At 37.6% G+C, this 14,960-nt stretch carries 14 protein-coding genes; 9 read left to right on the top strand and 5 right to left on the bottom strand.

Translation table 11 applies throughout. From position 1 onward, the window contains the following. Positions 1 to 74: 74 nt before the first annotated feature. On the bottom strand, positions 75 to 512 hold the full coding sequence (locus M902_RS15140; RefSeq protein WP_021268316.1) for a YqaA family protein: 438 nt from the start codon (positions 510 to 512) through the stop codon (positions 75 to 77). A 97-nt stretch (positions 513 to 609) separates the two neighbouring features. On the opposite strand from M902_RS15140, the gene M902_RS16255 reads away from it, so the two are divergent. The 9 genes from M902_RS16255 (at position 610) to M902_RS15095 (ending at position 9,506) form a co-directional block, all read left to right on the top strand. Further along, positions 610 to 1,083, top strand: coding sequence for a CBS domain-containing protein (locus tag M902_RS16255; RefSeq protein ID WP_021268458.1), 474 nt, complete (start codon positions 610 to 612; stop codon positions 1,081 to 1,083). 133 nt (positions 1,084 to 1,216) lie between these two features. Continuing rightward, positions 1,217 to 1,846 (top strand): hypothetical protein, encoded by a 630-nt coding sequence (locus M902_RS15130; protein WP_021268515.1) that lies wholly within the window; start codon positions 1,217 to 1,219, stop codon positions 1,844 to 1,846. A 32-nt stretch (positions 1,847 to 1,878) separates the two neighbouring features. Continuing rightward, on the top strand, positions 1,879 to 2,508 hold the full coding sequence (locus tag M902_RS15125; RefSeq protein WP_021268709.1) for a hypothetical protein: 630 nt from the start codon (positions 1,879 to 1,881) through the stop codon (positions 2,506 to 2,508). Positions 2,509 to 2,525: 17 nt separating this feature from the next. Next, a complete protein-coding gene (locus M902_RS15120) occupies positions 2,526 to 3,032 on the top strand; it encodes a hypothetical protein (RefSeq protein WP_021268255.1) in 507 nt (168 codons plus the stop codon). Position 3,033: 1 nt separating this feature from the next. Then, positions 3,034 to 3,897, top strand: a complete 864-nt coding sequence (locus M902_RS15115; RefSeq protein WP_084710561.1) for a TIGR02147 family protein — start codon at positions 3,034 to 3,036, stop codon at positions 3,895 to 3,897. Beyond that, on the top strand, positions 3,894 to 4,970 hold the full coding sequence (locus M902_RS15110; RefSeq protein ID WP_021268167.1) for a hypothetical protein: 1,077 nt from the start codon (positions 3,894 to 3,896) through the stop codon (positions 4,968 to 4,970). The genes M902_RS15115 and M902_RS15110 overlap by 4 nt, the downstream gene beginning before the upstream one ends. A gap of 106 nt (positions 4,971 to 5,076) precedes the next feature. Further along, a complete protein-coding gene (locus M902_RS16730; protein WP_021268301.1) occupies positions 5,077 to 5,988 on the top strand; it encodes a hypothetical protein in 912 nt (303 codons plus the stop codon). Positions 5,989 to 6,279: 291 nt separating this feature from the next. Next, positions 6,280 to 9,054 (top strand): fibronectin type III domain-containing protein, encoded by a 2,775-nt coding sequence (locus tag M902_RS16250; protein ID WP_021267975.1) that lies wholly within the window; start codon positions 6,280 to 6,282, stop codon positions 9,052 to 9,054. 104 nt (positions 9,055 to 9,158) lie between these two features. After that, positions 9,159 to 9,506 (top strand): hypothetical protein, encoded by a 348-nt coding sequence (locus M902_RS15095; RefSeq protein WP_021268435.1) that lies wholly within the window; start codon positions 9,159 to 9,161, stop codon positions 9,504 to 9,506. A 314-nt stretch (positions 9,507 to 9,820) separates the two neighbouring features. Here M902_RS15095 and guaA read toward each other — a convergent pair whose 3' ends face one another. The 4 genes from guaA to M902_RS15075 all read right to left on the bottom strand — a co-directional run bounded on the left by guaA (position 9,821) and on the right by M902_RS15075 (position 14,920). Further along, a complete protein-coding gene (guaA, locus tag M902_RS15090) occupies positions 9,821 to 11,374 on the bottom strand; it encodes a glutamine-hydrolyzing GMP synthase (protein ID WP_021268354.1) in 1,554 nt (517 codons plus the stop codon). Between the two features lie 11 nt (positions 11,375 to 11,385). Further along, positions 11,386 to 12,864, bottom strand: a complete 1,479-nt coding sequence (gene guaB / locus M902_RS15085) for an IMP dehydrogenase (protein WP_021268713.1) — start codon at positions 12,862 to 12,864, stop codon at positions 11,386 to 11,388. Positions 12,865 to 12,957: 93 nt separating this feature from the next. Then, the gene (locus M902_RS15080; RefSeq protein WP_040314906.1) at positions 12,958 to 14,235 is read right to left on the bottom strand and encodes a hypothetical protein; all 1,278 of its coding nucleotides are present in this window, start codon (positions 14,233 to 14,235) and stop codon (positions 12,958 to 12,960) included. Then, positions 14,201 to 14,920 carry a tol-pal system YbgF family protein gene (locus tag M902_RS15075; RefSeq protein ID WP_021267771.1) on the bottom strand — a complete coding sequence of 240 codons (720 nt, stop codon included), beginning with the start codon at positions 14,918 to 14,920 and terminating at the stop codon, positions 14,201 to 14,203. Before M902_RS15075 ends, M902_RS15080 begins: the two co-directional genes overlap by 35 nt. Positions 14,921 to 14,960 lie beyond the last annotated feature (40 nt).

Below are 14,960 nucleotides of genomic sequence, written 5' to 3'. Positions count from 1 at the left end.
TCCTCAAAATGTCTTAATTAATCAGTGTGTCGTGCTATTTAATTATCCCATTTTAAAGGTCTTTTGTCATATTCTTAGAGCTTATTTGCTAACCAGATTACAAAGACATAACGCATTGCCTTGCCGATATACATTGTGAGAAAAACAAATTTGGGATGACAACGAAAATAACCCAGCGCGACGGCCAAAGGGTCCCCAATAATGGGAAGCCATGTCAAAACCGCTAGTCCTGGCCCATAGCTTTGAATTAAGTTCTGCCAGCGATTGATTTGACCTTTACTAATCTTTAGATATTTTTCACACCAGCTTAGCTTTCCCAAGTGACCGAGGTAGAAGCAACTAACCCCTCCCAAAAAGTTTCCAAGACTAGCAGACCAAAAGATATCGGCCTTCGATAGCCCCGCCTTTACAGCACCAAAGAGAAATGCTTCTGAACTAAAAGGAAGAATAGTTGCGGCAGCAAAGCTTATAAAAAAGAGTCCTACAATGCCATATTCATGAATAAATTCCATTACGAGCTATTATGATGATTTCTCTACATTTAATCAAAATCTTTTCAAGTTTTAACAATACAATTTGTCATATGTTCAAACGAAAAAGGGATAAGTAATGGTTAACTACACTCCGCCTATCGAAAGAGATAAGGCCCCAAGACAAAAAGAAAAAGAAGAATTATTCACTTCCAGCTACAATATTATCAATCGAGTTATCAAGGAGTTCATCCCCCTCCATACGGATATGGATATGCAGGAAGCTGGAGAATACTTTATTAAGCACAATATAACGGGACTTCCCGTGGTAAATGATTATGAAAATATCGTGGGCTTTCTTTCACAAAAAGACTGCCTCAAATATAGCCTCGATGCCAAGTACTACAACCACCCCACTTCTCTCGTTGAGCACTATATGAGCGAAAATGTTGTGACGATCCCGGCAAAATCCACACTGACCTTTATAGTGGAGCTCTTTCTCCATTACCCCTTCCATGCCTTCCCCGTAGTTGAAAATGGTAAAGTTATTGGAATCATTGAAAGAACCACTGTCTTTGAAGTGATTCACAATATGAAAGGGACCAATTGGTAGCCCAGACTACATAGATTTTACTGACACACCATCTAGCTGTTTACATTTTTGATACAGTTTGTGTACAAATGCGTTCAACTTTTATTTTTAAGTCGATAGAACTCCCCCATTGGAAACGATCTGGGAGGATTCGATGAGAAAGTTATTAGTTTTTATTTGTACATTTTTAGCACTTTCGGCAAACGCTGAAGTTAGCAAGTGGTGTAAAGACACGAGTTTTATTTTAGAGAACGCAATTGTATCAGGTTTTGAAAGCGTGACATACGAAGAGGAATTAGAAATCCTTTTAGATGCTTCACACTTTGTTCTAGATAGCACTCCAAAAAAGAACTTCTTCTACTTCTACACAACTCTTGCAAGTGCAATTGAGGGGACAGAAATTTACGATTCACCAGAGCGCAAAGTTCTCTTTCTAAGAAGACATTTAAGAGACGCGATTGGTGACCTGAACAAGTTTCACGATAGACTCTCACGAAAACTATGTCTTTGGTGCTATGGAAACCATAGAGAATATGTTCAAGACATCCTTTCAAGAGGTTTAACAGAAGGTGAAAGATCAAAGAATGATGAAACAGAAATTGCAGTTTTAAATCGTGTTGCAAGTCTGGCCATCGAATTGATCGAAGAAAGTACATTTTCTAGAAGCTATGAGTGTGCAAAAAAGAGCTTAACTTTTGTTCTTATCATAAACGATGTCGTGACTAAGAGAAAGAATGTTTTAAGCGCATATAGAATTATGAGAAACGGAAGTTGTGGATATTAATATTTAAATCGAAGAAGAAGTTGGAGCAATTTATGAAAAAGCTAATTTCAATGTTGTCACTAGTGGCACTACTTAGTTCAAATACATACGCACTATTTGGAAAAAAAGATAATGGCATTGCTGGAGTGTATAAAGGGAAAGAAAGCATTTCTTTAAACTACGATGGAGTAAAAATACTTAACAAGTGTTCTTTTGACGGAAAGCTTGGTTTCAACGCTCTATCTGTTGGTGCCGCTGCTGCAGCTTGGTCACTTGGACCACTGGGAATTATTGGAACATTCTTTCTCGTTCAAGGATGGAAACAAGGTGTATGTTTTGACAACAGCTACACTCGCGAAAATATTTTCAAAGTAAAACTAGAAGCAAAAGTTGTTCAGACAAGTTCAGAAAGAATCACTCTCATGATTACATCTAAAGACAAGAAGAAATGTGCTGGATTTTCAGTAAAGCTAATTGGTGAACCAGATGGATTTGGAGGTTATGATCTTTTCAAAAATAAAGAGTCATACCTGAATAATGAAATATTTGGAACAGCTACTTACGCAGCAAATGAATTGGATATCGCAGTATCAGAAAGTTTAACACTACTAACGAAAGGTCGCCATGGACATAAATGTGTATGGGACCTCAAGCACGGTCTTAACGTAAACCTAAAGAAATAATATTATAAGGATAAAGAATGAAAAAATTAATTGCAGCAATAATCCTACTAACACTCTCTTTAAGTAGTCAGGCACTTGGAAAGAAATCTATTGAAGGCGAATATAGTGGAAAGAAAAAGATCTCTTTAACTTACACTGGTTATTTTGAGGTTGATTGTAGCAAGTTTCTTTGTTTTGATTACGAAGACTACTATGCAAAAAGTAAGACTCTAAATATTAAATTAGACGTTCAGATTACAAAATCAAGTACAGGCAGAATCACTGTTTTAATAAAGTCACAAGACAGAAAGAAATGTGCAGGTTTTGCAATGAGTTTCATCGGTGAAGAAGACGGTTTCGGAGGATACGATTTATATCGTAACAAGAAAGACTATTTACAAAACCTAAACATCGGAACTCTTACATATCAAAAAGGCAAAGTGAATATTTCAATCCCTGAGAATATGACGCAAAAAACAAAAGGGACAAATAATTACACTTGTTCTTGGAATTTAGATTACGGACTTGATTTAAAAGTAAAATAGATTGGATATTCAAACAACTTCCCCATATTTATCAGAAAGGCATTCCGTAGATATTTACAACTACGTGAATGCTTCTCTTTATCTAAGAGATACGTGGCTTAAGAAGAAAGAACTAAATCCCAATTTCTCAATTAGATCATGGGCCCAAAAGCTAGGAATAACTTCTCATTCTCAGCTTCACCAAGTTCTAAATGGAAAGCGTAACCTTCCAAGTAAGTATATTATGACTCTTGCGAAGGACTTAAAACTTACACAAGAAGAAGCTGACTACTTTGAAAAACTTGTTAAACTTCAAGCCGCGAAGTCTGAAGAAGAAAAGATTTTCTATTTAAAATCGATTCAAAGAAATAATGAAACTCTTGAAGTTTATGAAGTTGATAGTTACGAGTTAATTCGTAACCCTCTTAACTTCTTTATCCTTGAATTATTTTGCTTGATAGATACTAAGCTTACACCAATTAAAATTCAAAAATTATTAATTCATAACTACCCTCTTACAGAGATAAGAAAGAGTGTCGAGTTATTAACAAAGCTTGAAATGCTCACTCTTATTGATGGGAGCTACCGCAAGGCCCATGGGACAGTCTTTACAGCAAATGATATCCCAAATCTTGCTAAGCAAGAGTACCACAAGAATATCGCTGATCTTGCAAAAGAAGCCGTTGAAAAACAAGATGTACAAGACAGAGAATTCGCTGGCTTTACATTTGGAATTCGCGCTGAAAACCTTCCAAAGGCCAAGGAAGAGTTAAGAAAATTCAGAGAAGAGTTTTCTCAAAAATTTATCGAAAAGGACTTTGAAGGAAATCAATTATATCACTTAGCAATTAACTTTTTTGCTATTTCAAATAAGGTTGACCAATGAAAGTACTTTTAATTTTAGCACTATCTTTTTTAACTCTTTCTACACATGCAGGAGAACGTCCACTTCTACGAGAAGGTGGATCAGGAGTCGGTAATGGTGGCGATACTGTTAGACTTCGTTTTATCAGTACAGGTAATGGCATTTTGGAATATTATAAAGAAGGTTTTAAGTCGATAAGTAACGTACTCATATCACCTCTGTTTCTGAAGCCCCATTTAAATATCAAAACAATTAGCACATCGAAGGAAATCTTAATTGATAACCTTGGAAACCCAGTTAGTGCTATTGGAGAGCCTGGAAAAATCATACTCTATGTTGGAGAGGACATTCCAGAGCTTCACTGGAATAATATTTTTAAGAACTCACGTCTCGCTAATATCATGGTTCTTCATGAGCTTCTTAGGGCCCAGGGTATCAATGATGATAATTATGTCTACTCAACAAAGGTATTGGTAAAACAAGATATTTTAAGTTTTGGAGACTTCAAAATGAAATGGGCCAAGCAGTCATTTGACATCGTGGAAAACACTCAGCTGCGCTCATTTAATTCACGCTCAATTAAAGAAGAACTTTCATACTTTATACGAGCAAATACTGCTCTTGATAGCTATAACACTATCGATCTTGCGCCACTCATTACTTTAAATCTGAAGTTATCAAAAGAGCTATATGCAAAATCTAATGATCTAAATCGATTAAAGAACCTAAGAGCAGATTATAAACTTCTTAGAGAGATAATCCCAATGGTGGACCAATTATCTTTTGCTCAAATTAAGAACAATCCGAACTACGCTTTATTAAATCGCCTAACACTTATCCTTTTACGCGACTTCTTCTTTAAAATTAGAATGACTAATTTTAAACTAACTAAAGAAAATAGTTATATTATTTCAAACTATACGAATGATCTTTTAAGTGCAATTAGCTTTGCCTCTGAAGATTGGATGATATGTACGGGAATTGAGCAAAGTCTCTCGGCGCTATCAAATAGCTCACTGGTATTTGATAGCAGCGATCTTAAAATGATGACCTCCGCGACGATTACTTTACTAAACGATAGTAAATGCTATTAAGTTTCAATAACTTAGTATCTGTAAATATTGCAGATACTAAGTTCTTTTCTTGAACGCGACCATGACTTCTGCGAATATACGGCATAAAAGTTTATAGAGAGACAACATGGTTTTTACTCGTAAGAAAAAAACGCCAAAGAATAAGGAGCAGCTTGAGTTTAACTTTGAGCTTCCTCGCGAAAATGATCGCAACTTCCACCTAGGTGGAAAGTCTTTCTATTTCTTCGACTTTGACGACAATGTCGTTTTCCTTTCAACTCCAATTATCATCTTTCACAATGAGACAGGTGAAGAAAAACTTCTTTCTTCTCACGAATTTGCTGCTCATAACAAGATCATTGGAAAAGAAGGGCCATACGCAAATTATCACATGGATTTCGATGATGAGACGGGAACTTTCAGAAATTTCCGCGATTCAGATCTTTCGCTTACTCAACGACTAACCGGAAGAAAGCAATCACTTATCACAGATATCCAGGATGCACTTGAAAGAAGTGATTCGACTTGGAAAGCTCCAAGCTGGAATCACTTCTTCCATGCAACTTATAATCAAAGACCTGTATCAATCATTACAGCTCGTGGTCACAGAGAAGACACTATTAAGCAAGGAATTGAAGTTATTTATAACGAAGGTCACCTGCCTAATATGCCAAACTTCCACACTGTTTATGCCGTTTCAAACCCTGAGACACGTGTACGCCTTGGCGGACGCGATGAAGACTATAATGTCCCAGAGCTTAAGTATAAGGCAATAATCGAGTCTGTTGAGCTTGCCATCCAAAAATATGGCTACTCTGATTATCACCGTTTTGGTATGAGCGATGATGATGCAGGAAATATTGATCTGATTACAGATGCGATGAAAGAGCTTAAAGCGAAGTTTCCTCGTATGTCTTTCTTTGTTATTCAAACTTATGACAATGGTTTTGAGAAACGCGAAGTTCATGAGCATTCAGTTGAAACAATCTTCTCTAAGCATGAGTCACGTCTTGATCAGCTTAACCTTTTTGCACAATAGTCCAGTAAAGAACTGAACACTGCCTAGGCAATTTTCAAAAAAGTATTTTCAATTATTAAAATCCAGTAAGATTTCTCCATGGAAAAGAAATTTATCAAACAAGTCATGGCAACATTCTTCATCTTCTTATTCTCGGCACTGATGTCTAATGCTTTTAGCAAAGATATTTTAAAGTTAATTCAGTAACAATATTTAATACTTACAAAGTGTTAGCATTACTTCCTAAAGATGCTAATTTTAGTCAGTTATTTTATTTATAAATATTTATTATGATAATCCGATAATGCAAATATGTTCAAAATAAAACAGTTTGTAATATTAATAACTTCCGTCGCTTTCCTCTTAGTAACATTAACGTCATGTTCTGCTGGAGCAGACGAAGAGGCCCTAAAAAAAGTAAATATTGGCAATGAACAACTTCCTCAGGGAGAACTCTTTATTGACCAGATTACGATCTTATCCCCTGGTAACTATACTTTGGGAGAGACTATATCGATCTCGGTTAACTTTAATAAGGCCGCAACACTAATAACAGGTGCCCCTAGACTCGAATTAGAAATTGGATCAAGTTCTGTATTTGCAGACTATATCTCAGGTAGTGGTACAGATGAATTTATTTTTGAATATGTCGTAAGTGCATCAGATAACGACAGCGATGGAATTTCCACGCTTTCACCTCTAGATATTTCAAGTGCGACAATTCAAGACGATCAAGCTAATGATTTAACAAGTATTTTCAATACTAGTAACTTTCCTTCTGTCTTGGTCGACACTCAAGCACCAAGCTTCTCTTCTATTACACTTCCTAATAATAACAACTATATCACTGATGACACTCTAAGCTTTGCGGTTACCTTTGACGAAAATATAGTGATTACTGGGACACCAAGAATAGAGCTACAACTTGATAGTGGTAACGTCTTTCTCGATTACAAGAGTGGATCTGGAACAAACACACTTATCTTTGAATATACAATCACAAGTTCAGACAACGACCCAACAGACGGAGTTCTTCTCTCGTCTACAATTGCACTTAATGGTGGAACAATTAAGGACGGAGCTGGCCATGATGCAAATCTGGCGATCACTTCTGGAGATACTAGTGGAATTAAGATTACAAATGATATTCCACACACAATAACTTTCTCAATCAATAGTGGCGCAAGCGCAACCAATCAAACAAGTACAACCTTAAGTATAACAGCATCAAATGCGAACGAAATGTATATTACAACAGATGCGAGCTGCTCTTCGGGAGGAAGTTGGCAAGCCTATGCAACATCTCACCCTTGGACTCTTTCTTCATTAAATAGTGTCAACAATGTCTATATTAAGTTTAGAACTGTAACGCTTTATGAATCAGAATGCCTTAGTGACGACATCATTCACGATGATATCGCTCCAACGGCCCCTACAATAAGCTTAAATTCGGATGCAACAACAAGCGCCTCAGATTCATTTACATTAGCAAGTGCTGACGGAACTGGAAGCTCTATTGCAGGTTATGAAGTGGCAATTTCAACATCTCCGGCAGAAGCAGATATATTACCTGGAGCAAATTATACTCCCTTTATGTCAGCTTCATACCAGTACACTGGTGTCACATTAACAGAGGGCGAACAGTACTACCTCATCCTAAAAACAATTGATGCTGCAGGAAATGAAACAATTACTTCATCTAATTCATGGTACGTTCTAGCACCGCCAAATAAGATTAATAACCTCTCTCTAGTAGAGAGAACAACAGACTCAATTAAGATTGCTTGGACAACTCCAGATCCTAATGGCCCAGCAATTACAGGGTATCAAATTGATTACAAAGAAGGAGTTGGGAATTGGCAAACAATCACGGCTTCACATACCCTGACTGATTTTACACACACAGGACTAACACCAGATACTGAGTATAGCTACCGCGTCTATGCAACAAATGGCGCCTACAATTCTGAATCTTCGAATATTCTAATTTCACAAACGCTTCCGGATATTCCAATTTTTCAATCCAACTATTTGGCCGTTAACGTAGGAGGGGCCACTTCTTGTCGACTAGTTTCACTTGAAGATGGAAATTCATTTGAACACAATGGAGTACCAATAGCTGGAACTTTCAATAAGACAGATACTCATAGTTTTACATGTGCTCAATTCGACACTATTGAGGCAACAGGAAAATTCTTTGTTGCAGGAAGAAGAAGTGACAGTAATAGCACTTCAGCAAGTAAGAATGCTAATATCGTTTGGAGCCCTACAAGCTGGGTAGGAAAAAGCTTTCTCTTTAATCACACAAGACAAAGTGTCAGCAATATTTCAGTATACGCCTACACTGACTCTGATATTGAAATCACAAGAAATGGAACAGTTGTTACTTCTGCTAGTTTAGTTGCAGGGACTTCTACAACCCTAACTGTTTCAACATATGCTTCTTACGAGCTTAACTCAACAGGATATATTCTGGCCTACATGATGGCAGGAACAGGTAGTGATCATGTGGATCCCAAACCGCTCCTACCAACTGCAACAGACATAATTGGCTTCCCTTCCACAACAGGAAATATCACAACTGCGGCCAGCAGCAATAGTGTAACGATATACAATTCAGAGTCCACAACTCAAGCTACAACTCTTACGGCAGGTACAACATATGCACACAAAGTAAGTGGAAATAAAAATCTTTATGACACACAAGCAACACGTATTATTTCAGACGTATCTATTCCAATGATTGGAAACTCAACAGCTGACTCAAACGGATACTGTGCAGCACCATTTGTACCAACAGCGCTAATGAAGAACTCATTTGGAATTAATACTAATGCAGACTATGTTGCCTTTACTTCCCTCTCTCCAGCTATTATCACAGTAATAGATGGAAGCGATGGTTCAACATCAACAATAACATTGACGCGCACCACCAACGAGGACAACGTCCCTTATCGAGCCTATCTAAGCTCTAATATTGCCTCAGGTACAGTATTCGAGTCCCCTGATAAGTTTCAGGCTTGGTATCAGCCTAATAATAACAGCGCAAGTGGTGACGAGGATGAAACCGTGTTATTTGGCTGGTAGCGTAATCAAATCTAACACTTTCTAACTATTATGCTTCATCTTTTGCTTTGATGTTTCTTTTTCACTAGAATTTCATATCTCATAAATCAGGATAAGGAGTTCAAATGACAAAGATCGCAAAAATTACATTAACACTACTTCTAGCGTCTTCGGCCTTATCTATGGACTGTACTGCTTCTAAGAGATATTTAGATGACAGAGGCCAATCTCAACTTAAAGAAATCAAACTTGAACGAGCATTTGATTATACAGATGCAAAAATTCACGCAGATATCGATGAAGCATACTTCGTTTTCACAAAGTACGACGAAGAGCAATTTGTCGCTAAAATCACATTTGGTCCGGACTATACTCAAGGGATCGTTTCAACTGCAACATTTGATCAAAACGGGCGATTTGAACTAGTAAGCGTCGATGGCGCAACTGTTTATAAACTGGTTTGTACTAAGTAAGGCTACCGCTTAATTAATCACTTCGTGATTAATTTTCGCTAGTTGGGTGGTACTATAATTCGTTAGTTTTCCCATTGCGCCTGAGGCACATCCTGTGGCAAAAGTACCCTAAAGGGTAGTTTTGATGCAGAGATGGATGTGATTCAAGAAAGCAAACCGTAGGTGCGGCTTTCGGTCAAATGCGACAACTTTCCCATTGCTCCTGAGGCAACAAGGCCGACATAAACGTCGGCCTGTTGAATAAGTATTGAAATTCAAGCATGGGGCGCTGTAGATGCGTCCAATAGTTTGCCGTCAGGCAAACAATGACGCATCTACTCCCATTCAATAGTACCAGGAGGTTTCGACGTAATGTCATAAACCACACGAGTGATGCCCTTAACTTCGTTAGTGATGCGATTTGAAACACGAGATAAGAAAGCGTGTGGCATATCAGTCCACGTCGCAGTCATCCCATCACTTGAGTTAACCATACGAAGACAAATAACTTCTTCATATGCACGGCCATCACCTTTTACTCCAACTGTTTTTACTGGAAGTAAAACAGTTAGTGCCTGCCAAGTTGATTCGTAGAGACTATTCTTATGTAATTCTTCAAAAAGGATTTGATCACTTTGCTGAACCTGAGCGATGCGAGTTTCTGTAAGTTCACCTAGAACGCGAATACCAATTCCCGGTCCAGGGAATGGATGACGATGAACCCAGCCATGCTCAAGTCCTAGCTCCTCACCCATCTTTCTAACTTCATCTTTAAAGAGGTAGCGAAGTGGTTCAAGAAGTTTTAAATTCATTCTCTCAGGAAGACCACCAACATTGTGGTGAGACTTAATCGTTACAGATTTCCCATCTTCTTCATGGGGAGAGATTGATTCAATAACGTCTGGATACAAAGTTCCCTGAAGTAAGTACTCAAAGTTAATTCCATGGTTTTCTTGATATTCTTTCACCTTCATTTCAAAAATATCAATAAAGGTTTTACCTATGGCCTTACGCTTATCCTCAGGATCAGACTTCCCTTTGAGGTTTGCCATGAACTCTGCTTTTACATCAATTACTTCGATATTTAATTGAGTCTTCTCTTTTAATGTTTCAATATGCTGATAATCTTGTGGACGAAGAAGTCCATGATCAACAAAGAAGCAATATAGATTATCACCGATTACTTCATGTGAGAGCTGAGCAGCTACGAGAGAATCTACTCCACCAGAAAATGCACAAAGAACTTTTGATTTCTCAATTCCACGAACAAGCTCTTTTGCTTCTTCAAGCATTTCTGTTGCATCCCAATCTTTTTCAAGCTTGGCGATATCTTTAAAGAAGTGATTAAGAATATCTTTTCCATGTTCACTATGTTCAACTTCTGGGTGAAATTGCAGTCCCATCATTGGACGCGTATTGTGTTCAATTGCAGAGACAAGTCCATTTGCAGATTCCATGACGAGTGAAAAGTCATTTGGAAGTTTTGAAATATGATCTGAGTGAGACATCCAGACATTAACTTCTTCTGGGACGCCGTCCATCTTAAAGCCATTTAAAAGGTGAATCTTAGCGTGTCCATATTCTCCAATAGTTCCCTTCTCAACAACACCACCGAAGTACTTGCCCATAAGTTGCATTCCGTAGCATACACCGAGAATTGGCAGGTCTTCATTCTCAAAGACAAAGTCATAATTTGTTTCATCTTCAAAAACTGATTGTGGGCCACCAGAAAGAACAAGAGCATTCGGCTTCTTTCCCTCTTTAAATAATTCACGGGCCTTTTTTACAGTGATAATCTCACTTGAATAACCTAGCTCACGTGATTTTCTTGTAATTAATTGTGTGTACTGTGAACCAAAGTCCACGATCCAAATTTGTCTTGCACTCATATATTTAATTCCTATTTTTCGATTTGATAATTTGGTGCTTCTTTCGTAATCATAATGTCATGAGGGTGACTTTCTTTAAGAGATGCTGCCGTAATTTTTACAAACTGTGCCTTCTCTTGCATTTCAACAATTGTTGAAGCTCCGACATACCCCATACCACTTCTAATCCCACCATTTAGTTGATAGATATTTGAAGCAAGACTTCCTCTATAAGGCACTTGCCCTTCAATTCCTTCTGGAACAAGTTTTTGATCATCGACATCACCTTGGCCATAACGATCTTTTGAACCAAGCTTCATTGCCCCAAGAGAGCCCATTCCACGGTAAACCTTATAAGTACGCCCCTGATAAAGAACCATTTCACCTGGTGTTTCATCACAACCAGCAAACATTGAACCTAGCATGACACAACTTGCACCGGCCGCTAGCGCCTTAACAATATCTCCAGAGTACTTTATTCCGCCATCTGCAATGAATGGAATTCCCGCTTTGGAGCAAACATCTGCACAATCCATAACGGCAGAAAGTTGAGGAACCCCAATCCCTGCAACAACACGAGTTGTACAAATTGAGCCAGGCCCAATACCAACTTTTACACCATCAACTCCAGCATCAATAAGTGCTAAGCAAGCTTCAGGAGTTGCAATATTTCCAGCGATTATATCAACGCTTTGATCTTTAGGAATTAGGCCACGAACAGTTTTCACCATTCCGATGACTCCTTTAGAATGGCCGTGAGCTGTATCAATAATAATACAATCGACACCTGCTGCAATAAGGTGTTTAGCTCGCGTAACTTCCTTGTCCCCAACTCCTATAGCAGCAGCAACTCTAAGGCGTCCAAGAGCATCTTTATTTGAATTTGGAAAGTTAATACGCTTTAGAATATCTTTGATGGTAATTAGACCCTTAAGCTTTCCGTTCTTACAAACAATTGGAAGCTTCTCAATTCTGTTCTTATGAAGAATTTTTTGGGCCTCATCTAATTCAATTCCCTCAAGAGCAGAAACTAACTTCTCTTTTGGCGTCATGATATCTTTTACTTTCTGATTTAAGTTTTGTTCAAAACGAATATCACGACTTGTAAGAATACCGACAAGATAATTATCTGAATCAACAACTAAAACGCCAGTGATCTTATTCTTACTAGTAAGCCTAATTACCTCTTCTAATTGCATTTCTGGCCTTACTGTAATTGGGTTGAGTACGACTCCTGATTCAAACTTCTTTACCTTCTCAACTTCCCAGGCCTGATCCTCTGGTGTCATATTCTTATGAATAACACCAATGCCACCTTGTTGGGCCATAACTATTGCTGTCTTGGATTCAGTTACTGTATCCATAGCAGCTGAAACGATTGGAATATTTAAAGAAATATTACGTGAAAACTTTGTTTTTAGTGAAACATCTCCTGGCAAAACTTCTGAGTAGCCTGGCTTTATTAAGACATCATCATAAGTAAGGGCCTGAGGAATTTGTGAAATAGACATGCAATTGATCCCATCTAAATAGTTAAAATATAAGCAAAATAATTGCTTATATTTTAACTGAGATCATTTTATTATCATACCGGGATTTTTTTCTTAGTAGGCTTCTTTATAATCCTGACTGTAACTCTCAAGATCATTTATGAGGCTGTTTACAGCATCACTATGCTTTTGTTGACTTAAATACTCTCTTCTTAGTGAAGACTCGAATACATCATTCTTAATCTCATCATCAACTGGTGATGGTACCGATGCAGGATTACGTAATGATTGAGGTTTCTCAGGTCTAAACTTACGTTCAGGACGAACTCCTTCTTGTGGAGCTTCCCTCTCATATTCATGCTCTTTATGCATTTGAGTCGGTGCCTTCTCTTGTGATGCTGGAACTCTTGTATTCGGTCCATAAACATTAACTTCAACATCAGATTTTGTTTTATAATTTGGCTTAAATTTCTTAACAACTTTCTTTTTAGGAGCTTCTTTGGCCATTTCCTTAAGCTTCTCTTCATAGAATTGCTCAAGACGAGTCGCTCTCGCTCCTCCTTCAACTCCAACAGAAGCAATATCACGACGAGTTTTTACCGTATGTGATTGCCTAACAACAATTTCACCAGGTTTATTTGAGACTCTCATATCTTCTCTAAGAGTAACTGAAGCTGTTGATCTTTTTGGATTTTTCTTATAAAGCTCTTGCGAGATTTTATTATCCTTATGTCTTGGTGCTCTAGCAACTAGAGTGCGTTCATTCATCGGCTTAACAGCAGGAAATAAAGAAGTTACTGCCTCATAAGCACTTGAAGAAATAGGGGTTGGAACTCTTGGCGCTCCATTCTCATAATCTTCTTTGATAAATGAAAAACGGCCAGGCCCAACTTGCTCTTTCATAAACTCGTAAACATTATTATTGATCGTATGAGTTCCAGTAATACTTAGGATTTGTGTCTTTCCATTTTCTGGATCATAAGAAGCAATATACTCTCCACTATCGTAAGAGATTGTGGCATTTACTGTTTGAAGCTGAAATTTATCATCTGTTTCTTCAATTGACTTAACCCAGACATATCCTGATTTAAGCTCAACAATTTTATTAAGCATTGAAATATAACTTGAACCTGAAACATGATATTCGTGATCGAAATAGTCTCTAAAAACAAGTTCAGCTCCTACCTCAGTAAAGATATCATCAAAGTCATAAATGAAGCTGCCAGCATCCAATTTCTTAGTTTGTTGATTACTAGTAACAAAAACATTTCCCTGCACTCTCGCAACGACGGCCCTTGGTGTTTTTGCCGCTTCGGCACCAAGAGCGAGACTTGAGATAAATGCTAAGATTAGAAAACTAGTTCTTTTTATATTTCTGTACGATTTTCTCATAGTGCCCACTTAGGATATTCCATTCAGGAGTGTTTCTATATTTCTTTCTAAACTCTTCCACTACTGCGAAGAATTCGTCTTTACGATTTTGTTTTAAATAGCTCATCCCTAGCCATAGTTTTGCACCAAGGTAGTACTTTGAAGTAGGATACTTCTTTGTTAAATATGTAAAGTACTTCTCACTCCAGTCATAATGCTTACCTGATTCATAGCTTGCAACACCGGCCTGAAATAAGAAATCAGCATCCACCTCTTTTGAATTAGGGAAGTTCTTTGTATATGCATTGAAGAATTGCGCACTCTTTTCAAAATTCTTTGAATCAAATTCTTTTTGAGCAATAGAGACCATCTCCTTTGCGTCCCACTTGTATACGTCATATTTAACGAGATCATTACTGTCGACACGAGCAACGCTTGCAATTGTTCTCTTTGTATAACTCTCCTTCATAGGAGCTTTATCTTTCAATTGCGTTTCGAGATAGTAATTCTTACTTTCAAGAGTTTTGATTTTATAATTAGCTTGCATAAGCTTATTATTCATCTCTTGATTCTCTTTTGATAAAACTAGAATCTTATCCTCTAACTCGTTAATGGCCTGGGCGCGTTTTTCAAAATGCTCCACATAGCTACATGATGTTAGCGACATCAATGCAAGTCCAAAGAATAAAGAATTAACGGTTTTCACTTTTTTTTCCTCGTTATTAGTACCTCTTCGCTCTTCTTTT

The sequence above is a fragment of the Bacteriovorax sp. BAL6_X genome, assembly GCF_000443995.1.
GTDB lineage: Bacteria > Bdellovibrionota > Bacteriovoracia > Bacteriovoracales > Bacteriovoracaceae > Halobacteriovorax_A.
The sequence above is the reverse complement of the archived record's forward strand: the minus strand, read 5'-3'. Positions and strand labels throughout refer to the sequence as shown.

What these genes read in the sequence shown, in the direction of transcription:
- guaB (WP_021268713.1), bottom strand. Translation starts at nt 12,864, where the DNA reads ATGTCTATTTCACAAATTCCTCAGGCCCTTACTTATGATGATGTCTTA.
- M902_RS16250 (WP_021267975.1), top strand. Translation starts at nt 6,280, where the DNA reads ATGTTCAAAATAAAACAGTTTGTAATATTAATAACTTCCGTCGCTTTC.
- M902_RS16255 (WP_021268458.1), top strand. Translation starts at nt 610, where the DNA reads ATGGTTAACTACACTCCGCCTATCGAAAGAGATAAGGCCCCAAGACAA.
- M902_RS15140 (WP_021268316.1), bottom strand. Translation starts at nt 512, where the DNA reads ATGGAATTTATTCATGAATATGGCATTGTAGGACTCTTTTTTATAAGC.
- M902_RS15095 (WP_021268435.1), top strand. Translation starts at nt 9,159, where the DNA reads ATGACAAAGATCGCAAAAATTACATTAACACTACTTCTAGCGTCTTCG.
- M902_RS16730 (WP_021268301.1), top strand. Translation starts at nt 5,077, where the DNA reads ATGGTTTTTACTCGTAAGAAAAAAACGCCAAAGAATAAGGAGCAGCTT.
- M902_RS15130 (WP_021268515.1), top strand. Translation starts at nt 1,217, where the DNA reads ATGAGAAAGTTATTAGTTTTTATTTGTACATTTTTAGCACTTTCGGCA.
- M902_RS15120 (WP_021268255.1), top strand. Translation starts at nt 2,526, where the DNA reads ATGAAAAAATTAATTGCAGCAATAATCCTACTAACACTCTCTTTAAGT.
- M902_RS15125 (WP_021268709.1), top strand. Translation starts at nt 1,879, where the DNA reads ATGAAAAAGCTAATTTCAATGTTGTCACTAGTGGCACTACTTAGTTCA.
- M902_RS15080 (WP_040314906.1), bottom strand. Translation starts at nt 14,235, where the DNA reads ATGAGAAAATCGTACAGAAATATAAAAAGAACTAGTTTTCTAATCTTA.
- M902_RS15110 (WP_021268167.1), top strand. Translation starts at nt 3,894, where the DNA reads ATGAAAGTACTTTTAATTTTAGCACTATCTTTTTTAACTCTTTCTACA.
- guaA (WP_021268354.1), bottom strand. Translation starts at nt 11,374, where the DNA reads ATGAGTGCAAGACAAATTTGGATCGTGGACTTTGGTTCACAGTACACA.